This window comes from Nitratidesulfovibrio sp. D1, assembly GCF_051133415.1.
Classification (GTDB): Bacteria; Desulfobacterota; Desulfovibrionia; order Desulfovibrionales; family Desulfovibrionaceae; genus Cupidesulfovibrio.
Window position 1 is genome coordinate 668,113 of record NZ_JBPGNZ010000001.1, and the last position, 26,734, is coordinate 694,846.

At 69.8% G+C, this 26,734-nt stretch carries 25 protein-coding genes; 19 read left to right on the forward strand and 6 right to left on the reverse strand.

The annotated features are described in order from the left end of the window. Positions 1-105 precede the first annotated feature (105 nt). The 5 genes from ACR4XJ_RS02770 to pnp all read left to right on the forward strand — a co-directional run bounded on the left by ACR4XJ_RS02770 (position 106) and on the right by pnp (position 5,355). Positions 106-396: a DUF503 domain-containing protein gene (locus tag ACR4XJ_RS02770; protein WP_434753766.1), complete on the forward strand. Its 291-nt coding sequence runs from the start codon at positions 106-108 to the stop codon at positions 394-396. 181 nt (positions 397-577) lie between these two features. Next, positions 578-1,570, forward strand: coding sequence for a DHH family phosphoesterase (locus tag ACR4XJ_RS02775; RefSeq protein ID WP_434753767.1), 993 nt, complete (start codon positions 578-580; stop codon positions 1,568-1,570). Positions 1,571-1,575: 5 nt separating this feature from the next. Further along, positions 1,576-2,502, forward strand: a complete 927-nt coding sequence (gene truB, locus ACR4XJ_RS02780; RefSeq protein WP_434753768.1) for a tRNA pseudouridine(55) synthase TruB — start codon at positions 1,576-1,578, stop codon at positions 2,500-2,502. 22 nt (positions 2,503-2,524) lie between these two features. Then, the gene (gene rpsO, locus ACR4XJ_RS02785) at positions 2,525-2,794 is read left to right on the forward strand and encodes a 30S ribosomal protein S15 (protein ID WP_333506709.1); all 270 of its coding nucleotides are present in this window, start codon (positions 2,525-2,527) and stop codon (positions 2,792-2,794) included. A gap of 293 nt (positions 2,795-3,087) precedes the next feature. Further along, on the forward strand, positions 3,088-5,355 hold the full coding sequence (gene pnp, locus ACR4XJ_RS02790; protein WP_434753769.1) for a polyribonucleotide nucleotidyltransferase: 2,268 nt from the start codon (positions 3,088-3,090) through the stop codon (positions 5,353-5,355). An 89-nt stretch (positions 5,356-5,444) separates the two neighbouring features. Here pnp and ACR4XJ_RS02795 read toward each other — a convergent pair whose 3' ends face one another. From ACR4XJ_RS02795 to ACR4XJ_RS02805, 3 genes are all read right to left on the reverse strand, one after another. Then, the gene (locus ACR4XJ_RS02795; RefSeq protein WP_434753770.1) at positions 5,445-6,860 is read right to left on the reverse strand and encodes an iron-sulfur cluster carrier protein MrpORP; all 1,416 of its coding nucleotides are present in this window, start codon (positions 6,858-6,860) and stop codon (positions 5,445-5,447) included. A gap of 2 nt (positions 6,861-6,862) precedes the next feature. Then, positions 6,863-7,261, reverse strand: coding sequence for a NifB/NifX family molybdenum-iron cluster-binding protein (locus ACR4XJ_RS02800; RefSeq protein WP_434753771.1), 399 nt, complete (start codon positions 7,259-7,261; stop codon positions 6,863-6,865). Between the two features lie 691 nt (positions 7,262-7,952). Next, the gene (locus ACR4XJ_RS02805; RefSeq protein WP_434753772.1) at positions 7,953-9,314 is read right to left on the reverse strand and encodes a sigma-54 interaction domain-containing protein; all 1,362 of its coding nucleotides are present in this window, start codon (positions 9,312-9,314) and stop codon (positions 7,953-7,955) included. A gap of 231 nt (positions 9,315-9,545) precedes the next feature. Here ACR4XJ_RS02805 and ACR4XJ_RS02810 point away from each other — a divergent pair, with 231 nt between their 5' ends. The 4 genes from ACR4XJ_RS02810 (at position 9,546) to ACR4XJ_RS02825 (ending at position 12,490) form a co-directional block, all read left to right on the forward strand. Beyond that, positions 9,546-9,878, forward strand: coding sequence for a DUF5320 domain-containing protein (locus tag ACR4XJ_RS02810; protein WP_434753773.1), 333 nt, complete (start codon positions 9,546-9,548; stop codon positions 9,876-9,878). A gap of 82 nt (positions 9,879-9,960) precedes the next feature. Further along, positions 9,961-10,989: a P-loop NTPase gene (locus tag ACR4XJ_RS02815; protein ID WP_434753774.1), complete on the forward strand. Its 1,029-nt coding sequence runs from the start codon at positions 9,961-9,963 to the stop codon at positions 10,987-10,989. Continuing rightward, on the forward strand, positions 10,977-11,903 hold the full coding sequence (locus tag ACR4XJ_RS02820; protein ID WP_434753775.1) for an ATP-binding protein: 927 nt from the start codon (positions 10,977-10,979) through the stop codon (positions 11,901-11,903). The genes ACR4XJ_RS02815 and ACR4XJ_RS02820 overlap by 13 nt, the downstream gene beginning before the upstream one ends. 368 nt (positions 11,904-12,271) lie before the next feature. Further along, the gene (locus tag ACR4XJ_RS02825) at positions 12,272-12,490 is read left to right on the forward strand and encodes a hypothetical protein (protein ID WP_434753776.1); all 219 of its coding nucleotides are present in this window, start codon (positions 12,272-12,274) and stop codon (positions 12,488-12,490) included. Positions 12,491-12,731: 241 nt separating this feature from the next. On the opposite strand, the gene selB is transcribed toward ACR4XJ_RS02825, so the two are convergent. Next, positions 12,732-14,684: a selenocysteine-specific translation elongation factor gene (gene selB / locus ACR4XJ_RS02830; protein ID WP_434753777.1), complete on the reverse strand. Its 1,953-nt coding sequence runs from the start codon at positions 14,682-14,684 to the stop codon at positions 12,732-12,734. Between the two features lie 300 nt (positions 14,685-14,984). On the opposite strand from selB, the gene ACR4XJ_RS02835 reads away from it, so the two are divergent. Then, positions 14,985-15,380, forward strand: coding sequence for a secondary thiamine-phosphate synthase enzyme YjbQ (locus ACR4XJ_RS02835; protein WP_434753778.1), 396 nt, complete (start codon positions 14,985-14,987; stop codon positions 15,378-15,380). Positions 15,381-15,398: 18 nt separating this feature from the next. Here ACR4XJ_RS02835 and ACR4XJ_RS02840 read toward each other — a convergent pair whose 3' ends face one another. Then, positions 15,399-16,391 carry an NAD(P)H-dependent glycerol-3-phosphate dehydrogenase gene (locus ACR4XJ_RS02840; RefSeq protein WP_434753849.1) on the reverse strand — a complete coding sequence of 331 codons (993 nt, stop codon included), beginning with the start codon at positions 16,389-16,391 and terminating at the stop codon, positions 15,399-15,401. 177 nt (positions 16,392-16,568) lie between these two features. On the opposite strand from ACR4XJ_RS02840, the gene ahbB reads away from it, so the two are divergent. The 8 genes from ahbB to ACR4XJ_RS02880 all read left to right on the forward strand — a co-directional run bounded on the left by ahbB (position 16,569) and on the right by ACR4XJ_RS02880 (position 25,052). After that, a complete protein-coding gene (gene ahbB / locus ACR4XJ_RS02845; RefSeq protein WP_434753779.1) occupies positions 16,569-17,081 on the forward strand; it encodes a siroheme decarboxylase subunit beta in 513 nt (170 codons plus the stop codon). A gap of 372 nt (positions 17,082-17,453) precedes the next feature. Then, the gene (gene hemL / locus ACR4XJ_RS02850) at positions 17,454-18,731 is read left to right on the forward strand and encodes a glutamate-1-semialdehyde 2,1-aminomutase (protein ID WP_434753780.1); all 1,278 of its coding nucleotides are present in this window, start codon (positions 17,454-17,456) and stop codon (positions 18,729-18,731) included. A gap of 39 nt (positions 18,732-18,770) precedes the next feature. Continuing rightward, positions 18,771-19,994, forward strand: coding sequence for a cobalt-precorrin 5A hydrolase (locus ACR4XJ_RS02855; RefSeq protein ID WP_434753781.1), 1,224 nt, complete (start codon positions 18,771-18,773; stop codon positions 19,992-19,994). Then, positions 19,991-20,782, forward strand: a complete 792-nt coding sequence (gene cobJ, locus ACR4XJ_RS02860) for a precorrin-3B C(17)-methyltransferase (RefSeq protein WP_434753782.1) — start codon at positions 19,991-19,993, stop codon at positions 20,780-20,782. The genes ACR4XJ_RS02855 and cobJ overlap by 4 nt, the downstream gene beginning before the upstream one ends. 268 nt (positions 20,783-21,050) lie before the next feature. Further along, positions 21,051-21,443, forward strand: coding sequence for a cytochrome c3 family protein (locus tag ACR4XJ_RS02865; RefSeq protein ID WP_434753783.1), 393 nt, complete (start codon positions 21,051-21,053; stop codon positions 21,441-21,443). A gap of 270 nt (positions 21,444-21,713) precedes the next feature. Then, the gene (locus tag ACR4XJ_RS02870) at positions 21,714-23,321 is read left to right on the forward strand and encodes a hypothetical protein (RefSeq protein ID WP_434753784.1); all 1,608 of its coding nucleotides are present in this window, start codon (positions 21,714-21,716) and stop codon (positions 23,319-23,321) included. A 480-nt stretch (positions 23,322-23,801) separates the two neighbouring features. Continuing rightward, a complete protein-coding gene (locus tag ACR4XJ_RS02875; protein ID WP_333506727.1) occupies positions 23,802-24,008 on the forward strand; it encodes a hypothetical protein in 207 nt (68 codons plus the stop codon). Positions 24,009-24,014: 6 nt separating this feature from the next. After that, a complete protein-coding gene (locus tag ACR4XJ_RS02880) occupies positions 24,015-25,052 on the forward strand; it encodes a ubiquinone/menaquinone biosynthesis methyltransferase (RefSeq protein WP_434753785.1) in 1,038 nt (345 codons plus the stop codon). 45 nt (positions 25,053-25,097) lie between these two features. Here ACR4XJ_RS02880 and ACR4XJ_RS02885 read toward each other — a convergent pair whose 3' ends face one another. Beyond that, entirely contained in the window at positions 25,098-25,304 is a 207-nt protein-coding gene (locus ACR4XJ_RS02885) for a DUF2065 domain-containing protein (protein WP_434753786.1), read from the reverse strand. Positions 25,305-25,387: 83 nt separating this feature from the next. Here ACR4XJ_RS02885 and ACR4XJ_RS02890 point away from each other — a divergent pair, with 83 nt between their 5' ends. After that, complete coding sequence (locus ACR4XJ_RS02890; RefSeq protein ID WP_434753787.1) at positions 25,388-26,704, forward strand: nucleotide sugar dehydrogenase; 1,317 nt, start codon at positions 25,388-25,390, stop codon at positions 26,702-26,704. Positions 26,705-26,734: the final 30 nt, after the last annotated feature.

Genomic DNA, 26,734 nt, shown 5'->3' on the forward strand with positions numbered 1-26,734 from the left:
GTTCTGTTGTATACGCCTCCGGCGGGCAGGGGGCTTTCGCCCCCTGCACCCCCGGTTTGCCGTCAACGGACTTGCAACCGCTGCGCCCCATGGCGCGATATTCCCATGATCATCGGCGTGCTCACGGTGGAATTCGAGTTGCACGGCAACGATTCCCTGAAAGGGAAGCGGCGCATCGCCAGCAGCCTGAAGACGAAGGTGCGCAACACCTTCAACGTGTCCATCGCCGAGGTGCGCAACCAGGATTCCCTGACCCGGCTGTCGCTGGCCGTGGTTTCGGTGAGCAACAGCGAGCGGCACCTGCAAAGCCGTCTCGACAAGTGCCTGGCCATGATCGAGGCCGTGTGCCCCGAGGAGATGACCTACAGCGACATTGAATTCTTTTCAGCGGAATGAAGCCCGAACGCCGGTTCTCCGCGCCTCGGCGTGCCCGAAAGACACGCCACCGACTCCCGCCCCAATTAAAAAATTTTGGGGGGAGGGGTCCGGGGAGGGAGACCTTTTTTAAAAGGTCCCCTCCCCGGTTCCTCTCCTGATCAATCAGCACACTCCCCCCACCCCCCGCAGGAACCCCGCCATGACCGACACCGCAGCCAGCATAGCCGCCATCCTCCGTGCGGAGGACGACATCCTTGTGGCCAGCCACGCCAACCCGGACGGCGACGCCGTGGGGTCCATGGCGGCTGTGGCGCACGTGCTGCGGGCCTTGGGCAAGCGGTTCCGGCTGTACAACACCAGCGGGGTGCCGCACCAGTACGGCTGGGTGGACATGGGCGGTCCGGTGGCGCGCACCTGGGCGGAACTGGAAGGGTTCACGCCGCGCCTGGCGGTGATCCTGGACTGCGGCGACGCGCACCGCGTGGGCGGCGACTTGCAGGCGAGGCTGCCGGAGTTGCGCAGCGTGAACATCGACCATCACCAGGGCAATCCGATGTTCGGCACGGTGGGCAACTGGGTGGAGCCGCACCTGGCGGCCACCTGCCAGATGGCGGGCATGCTGGCGCGCGAACTGGGCGTGCCGCTTTCCGGCCCGCTGGGCGAGGCGGTGTACCTGGGCATGTGCACGGACACCGGCAACTTCTGCTACGGCAGCACCAGCGGCGACCTGCTGGAACTGGCGGCGGAGATCGTGCGGCTGGGGCTGCAACCCGGCCTGTTCCACGACCGGCTGGAAAACAACTGGTCCATCGGCCGCATGCGGCTGTGGGGCGCGCTGATGCAGGGCATAGAGCTGCACTGCGGCGGCGCGGTGGCGGTGTCGGTGATCACCGACGACATGTTCGCGCTGCACGGAGCGGACAAGGAAGACCTGGAAGGGTACGCCTCGCAGTTGCGCCGTCTGGGCGGGGTGCGCGTTTCGCTGATGGTGCGCGGCGACGGCTCGGGCCGCAGCAAGATCAGCTTGCGCTCCAGCGGCACGGATGACGTGCGCGTGGTGGCGGCGGCCTTTGGCGGCGGCGGCCACCGCAACGCGGCCGGGGCCGAGTTGGACATGGCCCCCCACGTGGCCGCGCGCGCCGTGCTGGCGGCCATTCCCGCGCAGCTTGCGCCCTGCGGCAAAGAGGCATAAAGTATATGGCTGTCCTGCCAGCGCAGCAGCACGGCCTTCTGGTGCTGAACAAGCCCCAGGGCCCCACCTCGGCGCAGTGCATCGCCAGGGTGAAGCGGCTCGGCCAGAAAAAGATCGGACACGCGGGCACCCTCGATCCCATGGCGAGGGGGGTGCTCCTTGTGTTGCTGGGGCATGCGACAAAGATTTCCGGCCACCTGATGGCCGACGGCGAAAAGGTGTACCTGGGCACCTTTCGCCTTGGCGCCACCACCGACACGTGGGACGCGGAAGGCAGCGTGACGGCCACCGCCCCCTGCGACCACGTGACCCCGGACGACATCCGGCGCGAGGTGGAACACTGGCTGGGCAGCACCGAACAGGAGGTGCCGCCCTACTCCGCCGCCAAGCACCAGGGGCAGCCCTTGTACAAGCTGTCCCGGGCCGGGCGCGAGACGCCGGTGAAGACGAAGACCGTCGAAATTTCGCGGGCGCAGGTCGTATCGGTCGACCTGCCGTTCGCGACCTTCCGGGTGACGTGCAGTTCCGGCACCTACATACGGTCCCTGGCCCACAGCTTGGGGATACGTTTAGGGTGCGGCGCCATGCTTACGGAACTCACCCGGGAGTACAGTCACCCGTTCGGCCTTGACGAGGCGCACGAGCTTGATGCCGTGCTCGCCGAGCCCGAGCGGTTGCCGGAGCGGGTCATACCCGTCACGCGTGCCCTGCCCCACTGGCCCAAGCTGCGCATCGGCGCGGCGCAGGAAGCGGCGGTACGCAACGGGACGGCCCTGCCTTACGTGCCCGAGGCCATGGCGCAACTGCCGTTCGCCGAAGGGCTGAAGGCCATCATGCTCGCTCCGGACGACACGCCCGTGGCCCTGGCCGAGACGCGCATCGTGAACGCGCAGCCGGTCTGGACCGTGCTTCGGGGACTGTGGAGCCAGTAACAACCGCATGGAGGAAACAGCTGTGGTCATGGACGTCGATCAGAAGAAGGGCATCATTGACGTGCACGCGAAGCACGAAGGCGACACCGGGTCGCCCGAAGTGCAGGTCGCGCTGCTCACCGCCCGCATCGAGCAACTCACCGGACACTTCAAGGTGCACAAGAAGGACTTCCACTCGCGCACCGGCCTGCTCAAGCTGGTCGGCCAGCGCCGGAAGCTTCTGAAATACCTCAAGAACAAGGACGTTCAGCGCTACCGTGCGCTGATCGAGAAGCTCGGCCTGAGAAAGTAATCCGCCATCGGCCGGGGCCCGGCGTCACGTGACGCCGGGCCCCGTGCGATGCATATGGGCGCCGAGTCGCCCCCAACACGCAGCGTGAAGGGGGGTCCGGGAAGAGCGCCATGCCGGAGCCGGAACACCGGCCCGGCCACACCATGACGGCACGACGCCGCATCCCGCCCCGTCCTGCCGCGTTGGCCCCGTCCGGTCATCTCCGGTTTTACCCGGTCCCGCCTGGCCACACCCCGCCACGTCATGGCCTTCTCCCCGGAATCCCCTTCGCTGCATCGAGAAGGAACGCAACAATGGAAAGCGTTTTCGACGCCACGCGCGTCTCCGCCACGGTTGGCGGAAAAGAGATCATCCTCGAGACCGGCCGCCTCGCCAACCAGGCGCACGGCGCGGTCTGGGTGCAGTGCGGCGGCACCGTGGTGCTGGTCACCGCATGCACCCAGCCCATGGAACGCGACATGGGCTTCTTCCCGCTGACCGTGGACTACTCCGAAAAGATGTACGCCGCGGGCCGCATTCCCGGCAGCTTCTTCCGCCGCGAAATCGGCCGCCCCAGCGAGCGCGAAACCCTGGTTTCCCGCCTCATCGACCGTCCGGTGCGCCCCCTGTTCACCAAGGGCTTCCGTGACGAAGTGCAAATTCTCGCCAACGTCATTTCCGCCGACCAGGAAAACGACAGCGACGTGCTGGCCCTTACCGGCGCTTCCGCCGCGTTGTGCATCTCGCCCATTCCCTTCGAAGGCCCGGTGGCGGGCGCGCGCATCGGCCGCGTGAACGGCGAGTTCGTGCTGAACCCCACCCTGAAGGAAATGGAGGCCAGCGACCTCGCCATCGTCATCGCCGCCTCGCGCGACTCCGTGGTGATGGTGGAAGGCGAAGCCCAGTTCGTGCCCGAGGACGTCATCGTGGCCGCCCTGGAATGGGCCCACAAGGAAATCCAGCCGCTCATCGACGCCCAGCTCAAGCTGATGGAACTGGCGGGCAAGGCCAAGATGGCCGTGACCCCACCGGTGGAAAACACCGAGTTGAAGGCCCGCGTCGAGGAACTGGCCACCGCCGAACTGGAAAAGGCCCTGCGCATCCCCGAAAAGATGGCCCGCAAGGACGCCCGCAAGGCCGTGAAGGAGAAGGTGCTCGAAGCCCTGCTGGCCGACCCGGCCCTGGCCGAGAACCCCAACCTTGGCCGCGAAGTGGGCGACATGCTCGGTTCGCTGGAAAAGGTGCTGGTGCGCCGCCGCATTCTGAAGGAAGGCACCCGCATCGACGGCCGCGACACCAGGACCGTGCGCCCCATCCTCATCGAGGCTGGCCTGCTGCCCCGCGCCCACGGTTCCGCGCTGTTCGCGCGCGGCGAAACCAAGTCGCTGGTGGTGGCCACCCTTGGCAGCTCCACCGACAGCCAGCGCATGGATTCGCTGGTGGGCGACGTGACCAAGAAATTCATGCTGCACTACAACTTCCCCGCCTACTCGGTGGGCGAAGTGAAGATGTCGCGCGTGTCCCGCCGCGAAATCGGCCACGGCGCCCTTGCCGAAAAGGCCCTGAAGCCGGTGCTGCCCGTTGACGATTCCTTCCCCTTCACCCTGCGCGTGGTGGCGGAAACCATGGAATCCAACGGTTCCTCGTCCATGGCCGCGGTGTGCGGCGGCAGCCTTTCGCTGATGGACGCGGGCGTGCCCGTCACCGCCCCGGTGGCCGGGGTGGCCATGGGCCTGATCAAGGAAGAGGGCGAGTACCTGGTGCTCACCGACATCCTTGGCGATGAAGACGCCCTCGGCGACATGGATTTCAAGATCGCGGGCACGGCCGAAGGCATCACCGCGGTCCAGATGGACATCAAGATCACCGGCCTGCCCACCGAAGTCATGGCCCGCGCCATGGCCCAGGCCCGCGAGGCGCGCCTGCACATCCTGGGCGAAATGGCCAAGGTGCTGGAAGCTCCCCGCACCGAGCTTTCCAAGTACGCGCCGCAGCATGCCGAGGTGTTCGTCAACCCCGACGTCATCCGCATCATCATCGGCCCCGGCGGCAAGAACATCAAGGCCATCACCGCCGCCACCGGCGCGTCCATCGACATCGAGGACAGCGGCAAGGTCTCCATCTTCGCGCCCACCTTCGAGGCCATGGAAATGGCCCGCGAAATGGTGCAGTACTACGACCAGCGCGCGGAACTGGGCAAGAACTACGTGGGCAAGGTGCGCAAGGTGCTGGAAATCGGCGCCATCGTCGAAATCCTGCCCAACCTCGAAGCCCTGGTGCACATCTCGCAGCTGGACACCAACCGCGTGGAACAGGCGGGCGACGTGGCGCGCCTTGGCGAGGACATGACCGTCAAGGTCATCGAGATCAACGGCGACCGCATCCGCGCCAGCCGCAAGGCCGTGCTGCTGGAAGAGCAGGGCGTCGAATGGAACCCCGAAGACACCGCCCGTCCGTCCGGCCCGCCGCGTGATCGCGGTGACCGTGGAGACCGCCGTGGCGGCGACCGTGGGGACCGGGGCGGCCGCGGCGGTGATCGCGGCCGTGGCGGCGACCGTGGCCGTGGCGGCGACCGCCGCTAGGCGCACGCCGCATCACAGCGCACCAAAACGCCTTGCATTGACGACGGGCGCGGGGACATCCCCGCGCCCGTTTTTCGTTGCCGCGCCGCCTAATGGTCGCAGGTGTTGGCCCCAAGCTCCAGGCGGTTGCCGAACCATGCCGACACGAGGTCCGCCGGATCGGAGGCGGGCGCGCCCACCAGCACCTGCACGCCCCGTTCTTCCAGCAGTTGGCGCGCCCGTGCGCCCATGCCCCCGGCAATGACCAGCCGGGCGCCCGTCTCCGCTATCCACGCGGGCAGCACACCCGGCTCGTGGGGCGGGGGCGTCAGCAGTTCCCGGTCCTTCACCGTGCCGTTGCCGGGGTCCACGGTCAGCACGGCGAACTGTTCGCAATGGCCGAAGTGCTGGCACAGCCTGCCTGCCGCCAGCGGAATGGCGATCTTCATGTCCGATGCTCCCTGCGGCGCAGGGCCGCCGTTGTCGCTGGCCGGGGTTGCCGCCGCCGTTGCCGGGGTTCCCGGCGCGGGCGGGCACACCGCTCCTGCGGCCCGCACCAGCGGTTCAAAGGCCCGGATCACCGGGTGCGCCGGTTCCTGCCCGGCGGCCGGGTCCGTATCCAGCAGGCTGCGCCCTGCGTCACCGGCGCTGGTCAGGTCGGGGTGCAGGGGAATGCTGCCCAGAAACGGCACGCGGGACTCGCGCGCCAATTGCTCGCCGCCCCCGGCGGGAAACAGCGGAGTCAGTTCGCCGCATTTGGGGCACACGTAACCGCCCATGTTCTCGACGATGCCCAGAATAGGGTTGCCGACCTGGCGGCAGAACCCCACGGACCGCCGCACATCGTCCACGGCCACCCCCTGCGGCGTGGTGACCACCACCGCATGCGCGTCCGGCCCCAGCAGTTGCAGCACCGAAAGCGGCTCGTCCCCGGTGCCGGGCGGGCAGTCCACCACCAGCACGTCCAGGTCGCCCCAGCGCACGTCCACCAGAAACTGCCGCACCATGCCCATCTTCACCGGGCCGCGCCAGATTACCGGCACTTCCGGGTCGGGCAGGAAGAACCCCAGCGACATCACCCGCAGATTCGGCCCCGCGCTCACCGGGGCCATCCAGCCTTCGCCCGCCACGGGCCTGGCCCGGCCAAGCCCCAGCATGCGCGGCACGCTGGGACCGTGCACGTCCACGTCCAGCAGGCCCACCTTGCGCCCGGTGCGGGCAAGGCCCACGGCCAGGTTCACGGCCACGGTGCTCTTGCCCACGCCGCCCTTGCCGCTCAGCACCACCAGTTTGGCGCCCACCCGTCCGGCAAGGCGCACCGGGGTTTCCGCGCCGTCGCCCGGTCCGACGGCGTCATCCCCGGCATGTTCACCCTGCCCGGCATGATCACCCTGTCCGGCATGTTCGTCCCGGCTGCCGCAGCCGGATCCGGTGCAGCCCCCAGTGGCCTCCACGTGCCGTTCCCCGCCGCAACCGGCCCCGCCGCAGCCGCAACCGTGCTCCTGTTCGTGCGTGTCCGTACCCATGGCTACCAGTGTCCTTCCCGGTCGGGCTCCGTCGCCGGGGCCAGGCTGCCTTCCGCCAGGGAACGCAGGGCCTGGCGCGCGGTGGCGTGCGTTGCAAGATAGATGGCGATGCCGCCCCGCCGCAGCGCCGTGTATGCCTTGGGTCCCACGTGGCCGGTGATCACGGCCTCCGCCCCGGCGTCGGCGGCGGCCTGCGCGGCCTGGATGCCCGCGCCCTGGGCCAGCGACATGTTGCAGGCCGTATCCAGCCTGCGCACCGCCCCCGTGGCCGTATCGCACAGCAGATAGCCTTGCGCGCGCCCGAAACGCGGGTCCAGGCGGGCGTCCAGAAGGGCGTCGCCCTCCGCCGCGCCGGGCGGGGCGTCCGGCACGTTGTCCTGCACGGTGATAAGAACCTGCATGGTGTCATTCTCCTGCGTTGCGACGCCGCCGCCGAAGGCAGGCTGCGTCCGTTGTGGTGCATGGGCCGCCGCGCCGTGGCCCGCCGCCCCTGCCACCGAGAGGACGGCATCCGGGCATGGCAAGCGTATCCGGCCTGCCCCGCGCAAGGGCGGACAGCACGTCCGCCTCGCTGCCCGAAAGCCACGGCAGGACGGCGATCCCGGCCATCTCCACGGCGTTCCGCCAGCATGGACGGATCCCTCCGCACACCAGCAGGGAAACTCCATGGCGCGACAGAACGTCGATGAGCGGCGCTGAACCGCCGTCCGGCACGGGGAGGACGGTCCGTTCCGCTGGAACCCCGCCGGACATGCGCACGCAACGCAGTTCGGCGGCCGTTTCCAGCAGCGTGGCAAGGCGATCCTCGATGCAGGCAAGGCAGACATGGGCATTCATGGCGTCCCCGCGGCGCGGCGGCCGCACCCCCACCAAGCATGCATGATGCCATCCGGAAACGCGCCGTCATCACGGCATGTTGCAGGTGCGTGGCGCTCGCGGCGTCCCGGAGAGGCCCCCGATACGGGCGCGAAACACGCCCCAAACGAAAAATGGGCGTAAAATACGCCCATTCTTCCCCCGGCGACCGCGCCGCAGCAGCCCGTGATCCGCCCTGCGCTCTGCCAGGCCCGCCTTCCCTCCACGGCGGACGGCTCAGCCCGCTCCGCCGCCCTTCAGGATGCGCCGCAGGGTATCCTTGGATATGTCCAGTTCGCGGCAGGCCGCCATCACACGCCCGCCATGCCGCCGCAGGGCCTCGCGCGCGGCGGCCAGCTTGGCGGCGGCCATGGTGCGCGGCCCGGCGGCAACCGCCGCCACGGTCCCGCCCGCCGCCAGACCGGGACCGGCAGGCGGCGCATGAGCGCCCAGCAGATACTCCGGCAGGTGTTCCAACTGGATGAACCCGCGCGGGCACAGGATGAACGCATACTCGATGATGTTCTCCAACTCGCGCACGTTGCCGGGAAAGGGATAGCGCAGCAACAGGTGCAGCACGTCCTCGGACACGCCCTCGATATCCTTGCCGCTCAGCAGGTTGCGTTGCGACACGAAGTGGTCGAGCAGCAGGGGGATGTCCTCCGGCCGCTCGCGCAGGGCGGGCAGGCGCAGCATGACCACGTTGAGCCGGTAGTACAGGTCGCTGCGGAATCCCCCCTCGCCCGCCAGGCGTTCCAGGTCGCGGTTGGTGGCGGCGATGACCCGCGCGGGCGCCGCCTGGGGCCGCACCGCGCCCAGCGGTTCGTACGCCTTCTCCTGCAACACCCGCAGCAGCTTCACCTGCAAGGGCAGCGGCATGTCGCCGATTTCGTCGAGGAAGATGGTGCCGTCGTCCGCCAGGGCGAAGCGGCCCGGCTTGTCGCGCCGCGCGTCGGTGAACGCCCCGGCCTTGTAGCCGAACAGTTCCGATTCCAGCAGGTGTTCCGGCAGGGCCCCGCAGTTCACCCCCACGAAGGGCCTGCCCCGCCGCGGGCTCAGGTTGTGGATGGCGCGGGCGAACAGTTCCTTGCCGGTGCCCGATTCTCCCAGCACCAGCACGGGCGCGTCGCTGGCCGCCACCTGCGGCAGGATGCCCAGCAGGCGGATCATGGCCGCGCCGCGGGTGACGATGTCCTCCACGGTGTGCTGGCCGTCCAGTTGCTTGCGCATCAGGTGCAGGGCGGAAAGATCGCGGAAGGTCTCCACCCCGCCCATCAGCCTGCCGCGCCGGTCGCGCAGGGGCGCGCCGCTGATGCTCACGGGCACCTTGCAGCCGTCCGGGCGCAGGATGAACACCGACCGGTTGCCCAGCGGCATGTCCTGCTCGATGCACGCCCGAAGCACGCAGGCCCCGTCGCAGATGCTGGAATGGAACACGTCGCGGCAGCGCCTGCCCAGGGCCTCGTGCGGGGGCACCCCGGTGATTTCCGCCGCCGCCCGGTTGAACGAGGTGATCCGCCAGTCGAGGTCCACGGTGAACACGCCGTCGGCCACGCTTTCCATGATGGTTTCGCAGGATATGTCACGCGGCAGGGCCATGGCGTGCTCCTTTTTCCGGATACGGCGCGCCGCGTGGCGCGACACTGCCGTTTATTTGGTATGCAAGCATTCACGTATCACGCGGGCGCGTTTCGCGCCCGTTTTTTCTCCAGGCGCTTCATGCCCGTCATAACAGAGCAGCATCATTGACCGTCCCGCGCTGGAACGGTTCATGCTGACCGGCAACCGTGGCCGCGTGGTCACGGTTTCACCTGTAATCAGGAGGCGCTTATGCCCAGCATGAACGGAACAGGTCCCCTGGGGCAGGGCCCCGGCACCGGACGCGGCATGGGCCGCTGCGGCGCGGCACGGGCGCGGCGTGAGCCCGCTGGCCGCCCGTGCCCGCCCGTGGTTGATGACGCGGGGGCGGAGGCTTCCGCCCTTGACGAACTTGCCGCCAGCCTCGGCAACGTGCTCGGCATGGCGCGGGACGCCATCGACGCCCTGCGGCCGGGCAACGGCAGGGGCTTCGGCAGGGGTCTCGGCAGGGGGCTCGGACCGGGGCGCGGAGCCGGACGCGGACGCGGACCGGCCGTTCCGCCCTCCACCGGCGGCGGCCGATGACGCCCGCCGACAAACCGGCAGGCCGCCCGGGAATCGCCGTCCCCGGCGGCCTGCATGCACGCGGCGCCGCGACGGAGGCCGCATGAAACTGGCCATCGCCAGCGGCAAGGGGGGCACGGGCAAGACCACCGTGGCCGTGAACCTTGCCGCGCTGCTTGCCGCGCGGGGCCATCGGGTGGCGCTCGCGGACTGCGACGTGGAGGAACCCAACGCGCACCTGTTCCTGCCCGTGGAGTGGAAGACACGCGAACAGTGCACCCTGCCCGTGCCCAAGGTGAACGAAACCCTGTGCCTTGGCGCGGCGTGCCGCCGCTGCGTGGATGCCTGCCGCTTCAAGGCTCTGGCGTTCATGGGCGATGCGGTGCTGGACTTTCCGGACCTGTGCCACGGCTGCGGGCTGTGCGCCCTGGTCTGCCCCACGGGAGCCATGACCTCCGCCACGCGCCTGGTGGGCGAAGTGCGAGGCGGCATCGCCCGCATCCGCCCGGCCATGGGCGATGGCGCGGACACGGCGGAAAGGGGCTCCGCACGCCCCGGCGCAACGCCCGTCCTGCGTTTTCGGGACGGAGTGCTGCGCATCGGCGAGGCCATGGCCACCCCGCTGATCAAGGCGGTGAAGGACGTGCCGCCCCCGGTGGCGCCCGTCGCGCGGGGGGATGACGCGCCGGAGCCGTGCGTCTTCACCATCCGCGACTGCCCGCCGGGCGTCGCGTGCGCCGCCATCAACGCCGTGCATGACGCCGACCTGCTCTTGCTGGTGGCCGAGCCCTCGCCCTTCGGCCTGCACGACCTGCGTCTGGCCGTGGGCCTTGCGCGGCACCTGCGCCTGCCGCATGCCGTGGTGCTGAATAGAATCGGGATGGGGGCCGGGATGGGCCAGCCCGGCGCAACTCCGGCGGCGGACGACCCCGTGCGCGACTGGGCCGCGCGCGAAGGCGTGCCCCTGCTGGTGACCATCCCCTTCAGCCGGGCGGCGACGGAATGCGGGGCCACCGGCAGCCTGGTGCACGACGCCGCGCCGGAGATGCGCGCGGCCTACGCCAAACTGGCGGATACGATGGAGGCCATGGCCAGAGACGCGAACGCAAGGGAGCGGACATGCGGCAGATAGTGGTCATCAGCGGCAAGGGGGGCACGGGCAAGACCAGCGTCACGGCGGCGCTGGCGGCCGTGGCCCGCGAAAGCGCCGCCCCGGCGGGAACCGCGCGGGAAGAGGGAGCGTCACCGCCCGCGCTGGTGCTGGCCGACTGCGACGTGGACGCATCGGATCTGCACCTGCTGCTGGCGCCCGTGGTGCGCGAACGGCACGACTTTCACAGCGGCGTGCTGGCCCGCATCGACGCCGGTCTCTGCACCCGTTGCGGGGCCTGCACGGCGGCGTGCCGCTACGGCGCACTGGATGCGCCGCCGTACGTGGCCCGCGAGATGTGCGAGGGCTGCGGCGCCTGCGCCCACGTCTGCCCCGAGGGGGCCGTGGCGCTGGACGAGCGGCTTTGCGGCGAATGGTACGTCTCCGACACCCGCTGCGGCCCCATGGTGCACGCGGCGCTTGACATGGGCGAGGAAAACTCCGGCAAACTGGTGAGCACGGTGCGCACCCGCGCCCGCGAAATCGCCGGGGCGCTGGGGGCGGACACCGTGCTCATCGACGGCTCGCCGGGGGTGGGCTGCCCGGTCATCGCCTCGCTGGCCGGTGCGGATACGGCCCTGCTGGTCACGGAACCCACGGTCTCGGCCCTGCACGATCTGGAGCGGGTGCACGCGCTGACCCGGCATTTCGGCGTCCGCGCGGCCGTACTGCTGAACAAGGCGGACATCCACACCGGCATGGCCCGCCGCATCGAAGCCTTCTGCGGCGAACACGCCCTGCCCCTGCTCGGCAGCCTGCCCCTTTCGCCGGTCTTCATGGCCGCGCAGTTCGCCGGACTTTCCGTGCCGGAGTTCGCCCCCCACGCCGAGGGCGTCCTGTTCCGCGAGGTCTGGCGCAGCCTGCGCGCCCTTGCGGACGCGGACGCCGGAGCGTGACGGCGCACAGCCCACGCGCACGCCGCTGTCTCCACCGTGCGGAATGGCACGGGGCCACAGGCTGCCTTCACGTTTTCCAGCCACCCCCTGCCTTTCGAATCCCCGCGACATGACATGAAAACCTGCGGCACGCGTGCCGGACCACAGGTTTTTCCTTGCCCGCGCATCTCACGCGATTGACAGAAAATGCGTGGCGGCGCTATAGTTATCTTTCCAGTTTTTATAAAGATATTCACGACCTGCGCACAAAATGAAAGCCCACGAAACAGCCATGGCAAACCGCGCCACGAATGTCGCGAGGACCGGCCACAGCGAGGTTCGTAATGCATGACGATGTCGAACATTTGTTAAAACACCACCAGGCCGCCATGGAGCGTCACGAACGCGCCATGCACGAGGCCGAACGCAAGCGCCGCCTGGACGAGGAACGCCTGGACCAGGCCTATGCGGCCTTGCGCCAGCGCCTTGCCGCCCAGCCCGACCCCGACGCCGGGGACGTGGTGCTGCCGCCCCCGCCCGGCATGGCCGGGCCTTCGCAGGGCACCTTCACCGGCCTTCTGGGCAGCCTGCGCGCGCTGCTGTTCTGAGCTTTCGCCGCCGCAAACGAAACGTCACCATCGGGTCCGCCCGATGGTGACGTTCTTTCATGCTCTCTGGAAAACGATGCGGACGCTTCGCGGGCTAGGGGCTGTTTCTAAATTAGGATTTTCGTTCGTTGGCAAGGAAAACGAGCCTGCCATGAGGGAACATACTCTTATTGTATTTGACCGAAATGGCAGGCAAAGTTTGACGCAGCCAACGGGCGAAAGGACAATTTAGAAACAGCCCCTAGCGGCCTCTCAGTTGCCGCTTGTCCCCCACGCGGATGGTCACGCGCTCCTTGTCGAAGTATTCCAGCAGCGGAATCACGTACTTGCGCGAAAGGCCACCCGACAGTTCCTTGAAGCCCGCTGGGTCCAGGTCGTCGTGGGTGTCGAACCACGCGGCAACGCGGGCCTTCAGGTCCGCCATCACCGGCCCCGGAAAGTACAGCCCGTCCTTCACCTTCACCAGTTCCCCGGCGTCCTGGAGCAGCTTGAACACCGCCGCCGCCTCCTTGAACTCCAGCCCCAGCGGGTCCAGCACGTCCTTCACGTTGGGCGGGCTGCTGCCCCCTTCCGCGTAGGCGGCGCGGATCCTGGCGCGCAGCCCTTCCTGGTCCGAGGCCAGCGACACCTTGTGCCCCGGCAGGCGCAGCACGTCGCCCTCGGCCACCAGTTCGCCCGACTTCAGCAACCGCTCCACGATGAAATGCACCAGCTTGGGATGCAGCCCCCGGCCCCACCCGGCGGACAGCGCGCCCCGCGCCATGCCGGGCTTCAACGGTTCGCGGGCGTGGAATTCCGCCGCGCGGGCCAGGCACCCCGCCCCCAGGCGGCGCACCGTCTCCGCATCCACGTAGGCGCGCTCGTCGCGGTCGAAGCAGAACACCTGCCCCTTGGCCCCCAGCGCTTGCAGGGCCTTGTCCAGCCGCTTCGACTCAAGGTTGGTCAGCACCGAAAGCTGGGCGAACCGCGCCCCGGCCGAACCGGCCAGCCGCAGCAGGGCCAGGGTGGCCGCTTCGGGCGTTCCGCCGTCGCCCGCGTCCTGGGGAGCGCCGGGCACGTCGGGCAGGCCATCCAGCAGGGCCAGCCTGTCCGCGAATTCCGGGTCGCGGCGGCGCAGGTCCAGCCCCAGCGGGTGCAGCACCGGGCCGCCCGCCACCGTGCGCAGCGGTGAGAACGAGCGCACCACGCAACGGTCGCCCGCCACGCCCACCATGGGCTCGGTGAAGCGCACCTCGCACAGGGCGGTTTCGCCGGGGGCCAGTTTGTCCCGGTCCGGGAAGTACAGCCGCGCCAACACCTCGCGCGCGCCGTGGTGAAAGTGCACCTCGGTGCGGTTTTTCAGCGGCGTGGGCGCGGACGACAGGCAGGTCAGCCGGGTCATCCAGCGCAGGGACGGAAACAGCGTGCCGGGATGGGCCAGCACGTCGCCGCGCTGCACGTCCTCAACGTCCAGCCCCTGCACGTTGACGGCGGTGCGCCGCCCGGCCGGGGCCACGTCCACCGGGCCGCCGTGGCTTTGCAGGCCGCGCACCCTGGTCAGGGCGCCGCCGGGGTACAACAACACCTCGTCGCCCACCTTCACGCTGCCGGACACCATGGTGCCGGTGACCACCGTGCCGTGCCCCTTCATGGTGAACACGCGGTCCACGGGCAGGCGGAACAGGTCGCTGCGGCGCACCGGGCGCAGTTCGCGTTCCAGCGTCACCAGGTGTTCGCGCAGCGCATCCAGCCCTTGGCCCGTGGCCGACGACACCGGAAAGATGGGCGCGCCCTCAAGGAAGGTCCCGGCCAGGAACCCGGCCACGTCCTCGCGCGCCAGTTCCAGCCATTCCGGGTCCACCATGTCCACCTTGGTCAGGGCCACCAGCCCGTGCCGGATACCCAGCAGCGAGCAGATTTCCAGGTGTTCGCGGGTCTGGGGCATCACCCCTTCGTCCGCCGCGATGACCAGCATGACGAAGTCGATGCCCGAGGCCCCGGCCACCATGTTCCTGACGAAACGCTCGTGCCCCGGCACGTCCACGATGCCCAGCCGCCCGCCTCCCGGCAGGTCGACGAACGCGAAGCCGAGTTCGATGGTGATGCCCCGGCGCTTTTCCTCTTCCAGCCGGTCGCAGTCGATGCCGGTCAGCGCGCGGACCAGCGAGGTCTTGCCGTGGTCGATATGTCCTGCGGTGCCCATGACGACAGGCATGCGTGTACTCCTGCGGCCGCGCGCGGGCGCGGCCAGTCTGGTATATGCTGCGCGGAGAATCCTGTCCTTGCGCCATCAGCCGGGAGCCTTCTTGCTCGCCTCCGGCGGGCAGGGGACGATGTCCCCTGCACCCCCCACTTGCCTCGCATCGCCATGCGGTTGTAGGCAAAAAACAGCACGGGCTCAAGATGGCCGGGCGGCGGATGCACCCGCAACCCGCCGCACCTACTGGCGAAACGACGAAAATGCGCCCGTCCCGAACCGGCATGGCGCACCCCGCACGCCACCCAAGGAGCACCCATGGAAACGCTGTCCCTGCGCACCACCGCGCGCGAACACTTGCTGGACGTGACCGAGGAACTTCAGGAACTGGTGGCCCGCAAGGGCTGGACCCACGGTGCGCTGGTGCTGTTCTGCCCGCACACCACCGGCGCGGTGACCGTGAACGAGGCCGCCGACCCCGACGTTGCCCGCGACATCGCCGTGAACATGGGAAATCTTGTTCCACGGCGCGGCGACTACCGCCACGCCGAAGGCAACAGCGACGCGCACATCAAGACCAGCCTGTTCGGGCCGTCGCTGCTGCTCATCGTGGACGGCGGGCGGCTGCGCCTGGGCACGTGGCAGGGGGTGTACTTCTGCGAATTCGACGGCCCGCGCGAGCGCAGGCTGTGGGTGCAGTGGCTGCCCGGGTAGCCAAGGCAGCCGGACAGCTCACTCTTCCTTGAGTTCCCGCGTCATCAGTTCGCGCACCGCGTCGTGCGGGTTCGCCCCGTCGTGCAGCACGCTGTACATGGCCTCGGTGATGGGCATGTCCACGCCCATGGCGTCGGCCAGGTCGTGCACGGCCTCGGTGGTCTTCACCCCTTCGGCCACCATGCGCATCTCGGCCACGATGTCCGCCAGCGCCCGCCCCTCGGCCAGGCGCAGCCCCACCTGCCGGTTGCGCGAAAGGTCGCCGGTGCAGGTCAGCACCAGGTCGCCAAGGCCGGAAAGCCCCATGAAGGTGGACGCCCGCGCGCCCAGCGCCACGCCCAGCCGCGACATTTCCGCCAACCCGCGCGTGATCAGCCCGGCCCGCGCGTTGCTGCCGAAGCCGAGCCCGTCGGACAGCCCGGCGGCAATGGCGATGACGTTCTTCACCGCGCCGCCCAGTTCCACCCCGCGCACGTCGGTGCTGGAATAGGTACGGAAGCCGGGGGTGGAGAACACCTCGCGCAGCCGCGCGCCAAGTTCCGCGTCCGTGCAGCCCAGCACCACGGCCGTGGGCAGGCTGCGCACCACCTCCGCCGCGAAGGACGGCCCGGACAGCACCGCATAGCGCGGGTCCAGCCCTTCCAGTTCCTCCGCCACCATTTCGGCGATGGTGCGCATGCTCCCCGTCTCCACGCCCTTGCTGGCGCTGACCAGCACCACCTCGCGCGGCAGCAGCGGCCGCAGCCCGCGCAGCACCCCGCGCACCTGCTGGCAGGGCACCACGGACAGCACCACGTCCGCACCATCCAGCGCGTCACCGGCAGTCACATACGCACGCACGCCGGGGTGCAGGGCCAGCCCGGCCAGATAGCGCGGATTCTCGTGCCGGGTGTTGACGGCCCGCGCCACCTCGGCGTCGCGCAGCAGCAGGCGCGCGTCGTAGCCCTTGCCCGCCAGCAGGTGGGCCAGGGCCGTGCCCCAACTGCCCCCCCCGATGACGGCGATGCGCATGGCGTCACTGGTCATGTCGTGTACTCCGTGGCCGGATGCGGCGCGTGGTGTGTCAATGATGCGAAAGGATATGGCAAAGCGCGGTCCGCTTCAAGGCGGTACTCCGCCCGCGGGTTGCGTCGTCCGGAGGGACGGGGTATCAGCGTGTGTCGAACCGCAACCGAACGAGGACTCCCCATGAGCCGTCCCGACGACACCGCGTCCCCAACATCTCCCCGGTTCACCGAAACCGAGCGCCGCATCCTGGCCATCGTGCAGAAGAACCTGCCCGACAGCGCCACCCCGTACGCCGACATCGCCGCCGCCGTGGGCGCCGACGAGGCCGCCGTGCTCGCCCTGTTGCGCCGCATGAAGGAAGACGGGGCCATCCGCCGCTTCGGCGCCAGCATCAAGCACCAGCGCGCCGGATGGACCCACAACGCCATGGTGGCCTGGCGCGTCACGGAACAGCAGGCCGAAGAGGCGGGCAAGCAGGCCGCCGAGCACCCGCTGATCTCGCACGTGTACTACCGGCCCTCGTCCGCCCCCGACTGGCCCTACGAACTGTACACCATGATCCACGGCCGCCACGAAACGGAGCACATGGACGTCATCGAACAGCTGCGCCGCGAAACCGTGCTCGACGACTACGCCGTGCTCGAATCGCTGCGCGAACTGAAGAAGACCTCCATGGTCTATTTCCCGGACTAGGCGCGAAGCCGGAAGACGCGCACTCTGCGCCGCGCGGCCCTGACACCCATTTTTCCCTCCGGAAACGGCCTTTCTTCCTTATGCCCGCGACGGTCTTCCGTCGCGGGTGGCTGGTGCGGACGCGATGTCAGGAATTACGGGTTTTGCCCGCCGGGCAAGGCGGATAGGCATTTTTGAGCGCAGCGTACCCTTGTACGTGAGCATCAAAAATGCCGAGCCAACGCCGCCCGGCGGCAAAATACGGATTCCATCGGCAGCGCGCCCGCGATAACCGCAGGACACCGCCGCGCGGCCCTGCCCCGCCAACACCGAAACATGCCCGCCCCGCGCGGGTTTCCTCCGGAACCTCACGCACGCCACGGAGAACGCAGCATGGCCCACAGCTCCAAGGAACTTTTCGAACGCGCCCAGCAACTCATCCCCGGCGGGGTCAACAGCCCCGTGCGCGCCTGCCTGGGCGTGGACAGCGACCCCCTGTTCGTGGCCCATGCCAAGGGCAGCAGCCTGACCACCGTGGATGGCGTCACCTTCGTCGATTACGTGCAGTCCTGGGGCCCCATGCTGCTCGGCCACGCCCACCCCTCGGTGGCCGCCGCCATCCACGCCGCCGTGGACCGGGGCACCAGCTACGGCGCACCCTGCGAGGACGAAGTGCGCCTCGCCGAGGCCGTCATCGACGCCCTGCCCGGCGTGGAAATGGTGCGCATGGTCAATTCGGGGACAGAGGCCACCATGAGCGCCCTGCGCCTTGCGCGCGGCGTCACCGGCCGCAACAAGGTGGTCAAGTTCGTGGGCTGCTACCACGGCCATGCCGACGCCTTTCTGGCCAGCGCTGGCTCCGGCGTGGCCACCCTGTCCATTCCCGGCACCCCCGGCGTGCCCGAGGCCACGGTGCGCGACACCCTGCTGGCCCCCTACAACGACCTGGCCGCCGTCACCGACCTGATCACCCTGCACGGCAAGGACGTCGCCGCCGTCATCGTGGAGCCGGTGGCGGGCAACATGGGCCTTGTGCCGCCCGCAGAAGGCTTCCTGCAGGGGCTGCGCGACCTGTGTACGGAACACGGCGCGCTGCTGATCTTCGACGAGGTGATCACCGGCTTTCGCGTGAACTACGGCGGGGCGCAGAAGCGTTTCGGCATCACGCCCGACCTGACCACCCTCGGCAAGATCATCGGCGGCGGCCTGCCCGTGGGCGCCTACGGCGGCCGGGCCGACCTGATGCGCCGCATCGCCCCCTGCGGCGAGGTGTACCAGGCGGGCACCCTGTCCGGTAACCCGCTGGCCATGGCGGCGGGCATCGCCACCCTGGCCGAACTGAAGAAGTCCGACTACGACGCGCTGGAGGCCCGCGTGGCCGCCATGGCGGAGGAATTGCAAACTATTCTCGCGGCCAAGGGCGTGCCCGTGCGCGTGAACACCCTGGCCTCCATGTTCACGGTGTTCTTCACCGACCAGCCGGTGACCGACTTCGCCAGCGCCAAGACCGCCAGCGCGGCCCTGTACACCAGCTACTACAAGCAGATGCGCGACAAGGGCATCTACCTCGCGCCGTCGCCCTTCGAGGCGGCCATGGTCTCGTTCGCCCATACCGACGCGGACCTCGCCGCGCTGCTGGACGCCGCCAGGGCCATCACCCTGAAGGCCTAACGCCGCACGCGCCGCCACATCGACCAGTCACGGGGGCGGATGCCGCAGCACGGCCCCGCCCCCGTCATGACCGCCATGCCCCACACGCCCCCACACGCTCCCGCGCGGCCCCTGGCCGTGTACGCGCTGACCCCCAGCGGGGCGGCGCTGGCGCGGTGCATCGCACAGGCATTGGGCGGCGTGGTGTACCTGCCGGACCGGCTGTGCGCGGCGGGCGCGCAGCCGTTCGCCTCGCTGGCGGAACTGGTGGCGCGCACCTTCCGCCTGCATCCCGGCCACGTCTTCGTAGCGGCCACGGGTATCGTGGTGCGCTGCATCGCCCCGCACATCACCACCAAGACGGACGACCCCTGCGTGGTGGTCTGCGACCAGCGCGGGGCGCACGCCATCAGCCTGCTGTCCGGCCATCTGGGCGGCGGCAACGATCTCGCCCGGCAGGTGGCCGCCGTCACCGGCGGAGTGCCGGTGATCACCACCGCCACGGACACCGAGGGCTTGCCGTCGCTGGACCTGCTGGCCGCGCGGGCCGGGCTGGCCATGGCCGACATCGCCATGGTCCGCCACGTGGGCGGCGCGCTGCTGGCCGGGGAACCGGTGTGGGTCTGCGACCCCGAAGACCGGCTGAGGCTGCGCGCCACCGGCCCGGTTCCCGGCATCGCCGCGCCCGGCGGGGCTGGCGCGCCCGCCCGTCCCGCGACCCTCTTCCGCTTCGTGGACGCCCCCGACGACCTGCCGTCCGAGGCCCCCTCGGTGCTGGTCACCCCGCACGGCCACCTGGCCGCACCGCGCCGTCTCGTCCTGCACCCGCGCGTGCTGCACGTGGGGGTGGGCTGCAAACGGGGAATCGACGGCACCGTCATCGAAGCCCGCATCCGCGAGGCGTTGTCCGGCGCCCACCTTGTCCCGGCCTCCATCGCCGCGCTGGCCTCGGCGGACCTGAAAGCCGACGAGCCGGGCCTGCGCCGGGCCGCCACCGCGCTGGGCGCGGACCTGCACTTTTTCGACGCGGCCAGCCTGGCCGCCGTTCCCGTGCCGCATCCTTCCCCCAAGGCCGCCGAAGTGCTGGGCGTGGCCCGCGTGGGCGTGGCCGAGGCCGCCGCCCTGCTGTCCGCCCGGCACGCCCGCGCGGACGCTGCCCTGCTGGTCCCCAAGTCGGCAGGGCAGGGCGTCACCGTGGCCGTGGCCATGGCCATGGCCGCCCCGGCGGACACGTCCGGCCCGCCTCCTTCCCCGCACTCCACGGCAAGCGAGACCACACCATGACCATCGCCCCCTTGCGCGTCGTCGGGCTGGGCCCCGGCGACGCCACCCTGCTCACCCCGCAGGCCCGCGCCGCCATTGCCGGTTCCGACTGCATCGTCGGCTACACCCTGTACGTGGAACTGGTGCCCGCAGAGCTGCGCCACGGCCGCGAGGTGCTGGCCACCGGCATGATGGCCGAGATGGACCGCTGCAACGCCGCCATCGACGCCGCGCTGGCGGGCCGGGCCACCTGCGTGGTCTGCTCCGGCGACCCCGGCGTGTACGCCATGGCCGGTCTGGTCTTCGAACTGCTGGACCGGCGCGGCCTGGCCCGCCTCGCCCACGCGGTGGAGGTGGTGCCCGGCGTGCCCGCCCTGTGCGGGGCCGCCGCCCTGCTGGGCGCGCCGCTGATGCACGACTTCGCCTCGGTGAGCCTGAGCGACCTGCTCACCCCGTGGCCGGTCATCGAGCGCCGCCTGGAAGCGGCCTTGGGCGCGGACTTCGTGGTGGTCATCTACAACCCGCGCTCACGCCGCCGGGCCGACCACCTGGAAAAGGCCCTGGCCATGGCCGCCCGCCACCGTGGGCCGGACACCCCCATCGGCCTGGTGCGTCAGGCCTACCGGCCCGGCCAGCAGGTGTCGGTGACGCCGCTTGCCGCCTTCGACCCGGCCGCCGTGGACATGCTGTCCATCGTGATCATCGGCAACGGGGCCACCACCATGGTGGGCGGGCGCATGGTCACCCCGCGCGGGTACATGGACAAGTACGCCCCCGACGGTACGCGCAGGCAGGGCGGCGGCGAATAATCGCGCGGCGGGGCGCCACGGCGACCGGCAACGCGGCGGGCGGCCCGGCCCGCCCGGCATCGCGGACGGTCACCGTGAATTTCTAATGGACAACCGCTCCACCTTGTGCCGCACGGCACGCGCGACACCCTTCCAATGAGGTGGCGATTTCCCCTAACCCACCAGAGTTCGCCGCATTTTCCCGGCCTGTCTTGACACCGCGGGCGCGACCTACTACCATGGCGCTTGGGAAATCCTTAACATGCCTTGTGAAGGAGGTATTTCTGCGATGAAGAAGATGTTCCTCACTGGCGTGCTCGCGCTGGCCGTCGCCATCGCCATGCCCGCCCTTGCCGCCGCTCCGAAGGCCCCCGCCGACGGTCTGAAGATGGACAAGACCAAGCAGCCCGTGGTCTTCAACCATTCGACCCACCAGACCGTGAAGTGTGGTGAATGTCACCACCCGGTCAACGGCAAGGAAGACTACCAGAAGTGCGCCACCGCCGGTTGCCACGACAGCATGGACAAGAAGGACAAGTCCGCCAAGGGCTACTACCACGCCATCCATGACAAGGGCACCAAGTTCAAGACCTGCGTGGGCTGCCACCTTGAAACGGCCGGCGCCGACGCCGCCAAGAAGAAGGAACTGACGGGCTGCAAGGGCTCGAAGTGCCATAGCTAGGCATTGCCGTCATTCTCCCGGCTTCGTGGGCCGTCCCTTCGGGGACGGCCCTTTGCGTTTCCGCGCCGGGCGGGCCGGAATGCCCCCCGGACGCCCACCGGATGCCGCCGCCATGTGGCATGCCGCACGCGCTTGCGCCATGCCCGCACCTGTGTGTAGTATTGATGAGTTGAAACACGCAGGGCGCTCGCCGCGCACGCGCGGCCCCTTGCAGGATAGGTGCGCGCGCCGCGCCGCAACCGTTACCGAAGGTTTGCCCAAGGGTCTGTCATGTCTCCCACCGACGATGCCCACCTGACGGCCGACGAGGACATCATCGAGCTTACCGACATCATCGAGAAGGGTAACGCCCCCAAGGGCTCGTCCGACTCCGATGCCGCGAGCTTCGAGAAGGAACTCGAAGACCTGTTCTCCGACGGCGGCGGCCTTGAATCGCTGAAGGGGTTCGATGCCCTGGACGCCGACATCGCGCCCCCGCCTTCTGCCGCGTCTCCCGAACGCCCCGGACCGGGCGCCGACGAGGACGACGCCGGCATGGACGCCGACATCGACGCCCTGCTGAACAGCATCGGCGACCTGCCGGACACCCCGGAGCCCGCCCCACGCCCCGCGCCCGCTCCGGCGGCGCCTGCCGTCCCCAAGGCTCCCGCCGCCCACACCGACGCAGAGGAGGCCCCCTCCATGTCCGCCAAGCCCGTCTCGTCCACGCCCTCGGCCATCACCGGACGCCCCGTCGATCCGGACGAGGAACTGCGCATGCCCGACATGACCGACGTGGACGCCCTGCTCGGCGACCTCGGCGCGCCCTCCGCCGCCGACCTGACGTCGGGCGGTTCCGGTTCATCCATGGGCGACGACGACATCGACGACCTCATCGCCGGGCTGGACGCCAAGGCTCCGCCCATGCAGGCGGCGGCGCCAACCGCGCCAACCGCGCCTGCCGCCCCAGCCGCACCGCAGAAACCCGATCTGGTGGACGTGGCCGACCTGGACGCCCTGCTGGAAGACATGCTGGGTCCGGGGTCCAAGGCTGGCGCGCCCGCGCCGGAACCGGCCCCCGAAACTGCCCCCGAACCTGTCCCCGAATCTGTCCCTGACGCCCCGGCAAAACCGGACGAACTGGACCCCTTCGAGGCCGCCCTGGCCGCCAGCGCGGCGCAGCCTTCCGTGGCCCCGCCCGACGAGCCCCCGGCCGACGGCGACCCCTTCGAGGCCGCACTAGCAGCCGCCGCCACGGCCGCCGCCGTTGCCGCGTCCGAACCGCCCAAGTCCGTGGCCAAGCCCGTGGCCAAGCCCGCGCCCAAGCCCGTGGCCGCCGAAGCCCCTGCCGGCATGCCCGAAGCTCCGGAAACGCCCGCCGAACCCGAGGAAGGGGACAGCCCTGCCGGGTACGCCGTGCGCATCGAGGCCCTGGAAGCATCGCTGGCCAGCCTGGCCGAGCGCAACGACGAGGAACGCGCCGCACGCGAGGCATTGGAAACGCGCCTTTCGGCCATGGAATCGCTGGCCGACGCCGCACCCGCCCTTTCGCCCGCCCTTTCCGAAGACGCGCTGCTCGAACTGCTGGAACCCCTGCTGGCCCGCCCCCTGAGTGAAGACGGCCCGTTCGCCCCGCTGGTGGAACGCGTACGCGCCGCCCTGGCCGAAGATATGGAAACGCGCATCGAGGAACGCCTGTCCCCCCTGCGCGAGCGCATCGAGGCCATGGACGCGGGCGCCGATTCCGCCCCGCAGGCGGAAGCGATCACCCAGGCCGACCTGGACATGCTGGCCGCCGACCTGCGCGCCACGTTGCAGGCCGAGACGGACAAGGCCGCCGCTGCCGCCGCCGCGCGGATCATCCGAGAGGAAATCGCCGCGCTGGCCGAGGCGTTGTAGCCGCCGCCCCGCCCCCGCACGGGCAGGACGGCCGGAGCGGGATGCAAGACATGGCGCCATGTAGCAGGGCGGGTCCGGGCCATCCGGTCCCGCCCTTTCGCATGCCCACCCCGCCCCGATGCCGCGTCCGCCGGAGAAGGCCCCCTGCCGGGCCTCGACGGGCGCGGGCCGCAATGCTATAGACGCCTGAAAAAAGAGGGATGGCTCGCCGGTTATTCCTCTTTCACCCGTCCGGTCTTCGTCCGCTGTGGTCGAGACCATTCCCCCACGGGCGGGTTTTTCCCTTTTCCCGGCGGCGTGGCCGCACCCGGCCGTGGGCCGGACACCACCGGTGTCATCCCCGTGTCATCCGGCACAGATCGGTGCAGACCGGCACAGACCTGTGCAATCGGGACAATCGGGTCGGCGCGCCCCCGACGCACCGGACACACCGGGCGCCCGGAATACCGCAGCCAGAGGAACGCACCAAAAGGACCGCACATGGACAAGATTCGCAAGGAAGCCCTGCAGGTGACCAAGGAAATCGTGGTCAAGTTCATCGAAACCCAGCGGGTTTCCCCGGCGAGCCTGGGCGAGGTGTTCCCCTCCATCTACCGCGTGGTGCTGGAATCCATCGCCACCGACGGCGCGCGCGACGGCCAGCCCCCCGTGGTCCCGGCGGCCTCCACGGGCGCGGAGCGGGAGTAGCCGCGCATGGACCGCACCGCCGCCCGCCCGAACGCCACCAGCCCCAACGCCGCCACCGGCGGCCCCGGCGATGCTGACGACGCTGCCCGCGCACCCGACCCGTGCGGGCACGCCCGCAGCGTTTCCGGCATGTTCGGGCGCATCGCCGACTGGTACGACCTGCTGAACCGTGTGCTCAGCGGCGGGCTGGACAGGTACTGGCGCTACCGCCTGGTGCGCCACGTGGTGCCCGGCCCCACCGGCCGCGTGCTGGACCTGGCGGCGGGAACGCTGGACGTCTCGCTGGAGATCGTGCGCCAGCACCCCGGCACCCGCGTGCCCGCGCTGGATTTCTGCCGCCCCATGCTGCAACGGGGGCGGGGCAAGCTGTCCGGCGAAACGGCGCGCGCCATCTGGCCCGCCACGGCCGACGGCCGCCGCCTGCCCCTGGCCGACGCCAGCGTGGACTGCGTGACCATCGCCTTCGGCATCCGCAACATCCTGCCCCGGTCCGATGCCTTCGCGGAAATCCTGCGGGTGCTGGCGCCCGGCGGGCGGCTGTGCGTGCTGGAATTCGGCGCCGGCAAGACCCCGGTGTGGCGCGGGCTGTACAATTTCTACCTGAACCGGGTGCTGCCCATGGTGGGCAGGGCCGTTTCCGGCGACTCCGGGGCCTACCGCTACCTGGCCGACACCATCATGGCCTTTCCCACCGCCGACGAACTAGCCGGGGAAATGGCGGAGGCGGGCTTCGGCCGGGTGTTCCACCTGCCCCTGACCTCGGGCATCGTGCGGCTGCACGTGGCCGAAAAACCCCTTGCGGCGGCGGCCGGCCCGGTGACCGGACCGATGACTGGACCGGTGACCGGATCGGCAGTGGCGGCCCCGGCAGGGGACGAACCCGCACCCGCACGCGCCACCGGGAATAAAAAGACGGCAAAGGGTGGCACAGCGTCCGCCGCGCAAGGCCCGGCGCAGGGCGTCCTTCCCGGCGCGGCCACCCGCGAAACGCCGAAGAAGAAACGCGCCAGCGGCGGGGCCAAGGCGGAAAAAAAGCCGCGCTAAACGCGCGGACGGGACTCGATCAGACGGCGAAACGGACGGAATGCGTCAGTAAAGGACGCGCCGGGCCAGCCAGACCACCAGCACCCCCATGCACATGGCCGCGAGCCCCATGGCCCGCAGCATGGCCGGGGGCTGGTCGGACAGCGACCGCAGCACGGGGCGCATCCGTTCGGCGAACAGGACGTAGGGAACGCTTTCGATGACGAAGGCAAGGCCAACGGCGCAGAGCAGGGTATTCCAGTCGATGTGCATGGGGCCTTCTCACATGGGGGTGCCGCCCGTGGCAACCCCCCGCCGCCAAGGCGTCTCATAGAATATCCAACAAAATTACCATCATGACTACATTCGACGCAATCTCCCGCCGCGAAACGCCCGTGGCCGTCGTGGGCCTGGGTTACGTGGGCCTGCCCCTGGCCGTGGCCTTGGCGCGCCGCTTCGACGTCATCGGCTTCGACATCTCGCAGGGCCGCGTGGACGAACTGACCGCCGGGCACGACCGCACCGGCGAGGTGGCCGACGCCGACCTGGCCGCCTCCACCGCCCGCTTCACCTGCGACGGCGCCGCCTTGGCCGCCGCCGGGGTGATCATCGTGGCCGTGCCCACGCCCATCGACAGCCACCGCAACCCCGACCTGACCCCCGTGGAAAGGGCCTCCGCCACCGTGGGCCGCCACATGTCGCGCGGCTGCGTGGTGGTGTACGAGTCCACCGTATACCCCGGCGTCACCGAGGATGTCTGCGTGCCCATCCTGGAGCGCGAATCGGGCCTGACCTTCGGGCGCGACTTCACCGTGGGCTACTCGCCGGAGCGCATCAACCCCGGCGACAAGGTGCACACCCTGGAGACCATCATGAAGGTGGTCTCGGGCAGCGACGCCCCCACCCTGGACCTGCTGTGCGGCCTGTACGGCAGCGTGGTCTCCGCCGGGGTGCACCGCGCCGCCAGCATCAAGGTGGCCGAGGCTGCCAAGGTCATCGAGAACACCCAGCGCGACCTGAACATCGCGCTGATGAACGAACTTTCGCTGATCTTCGACCGCCTGGGCATCGACACCCTGGAGGTGCTGGAGGCGGCGGGCACCAAGTGGAACTTCCTGCCCTTCCGCCCCGGCCTGGTGGGCGGCCACTGCATCGGCGTGGACCCGTACTACCTCACCTTCAAGGCAGAGGAGTTGGGCTACCATCCGCAGGTGATCCTGGCGGGCCGCCGCATCAACGACGGCATGGGCAAGCACGTGGCCGAAACCGCCGTGAAGCAGATGATCAAGGCGGGCTGCCGCGTGGACGGCGCGCGGGTGGGCATCCTGGGGCTGACCTTCAAGGAGGACGTGCCCGACCTGCGCAACACCCGCGTGGTGGACGTGGTGGCCGAACTGCGCGAATACGGGGTGACGGCGCTGGTGCACGACCCGCTGGCCGAAGCCGCCGAGGCGCGCCACGAGTACGGCCTGGACCTTGCCTCGCTGGATGATTTCCGGCAGCTCGACGCGCTGATCCTGGCTGTGGGCCACAGGGCCTACCGCGAACTGCCCCTGTCCGCCATGCGCGAGTGGTTCGCCACGCCCGACCGCGCCCTGCTGCTGGACCTGAAGGGCCTGCACGACGCCGGGGCCGCCGCCCGGGCCGGATTCTTCGCCTACTGGCGGTTGTAACGGGGCCGCGCCCGCCCCAAAGGACTGAAC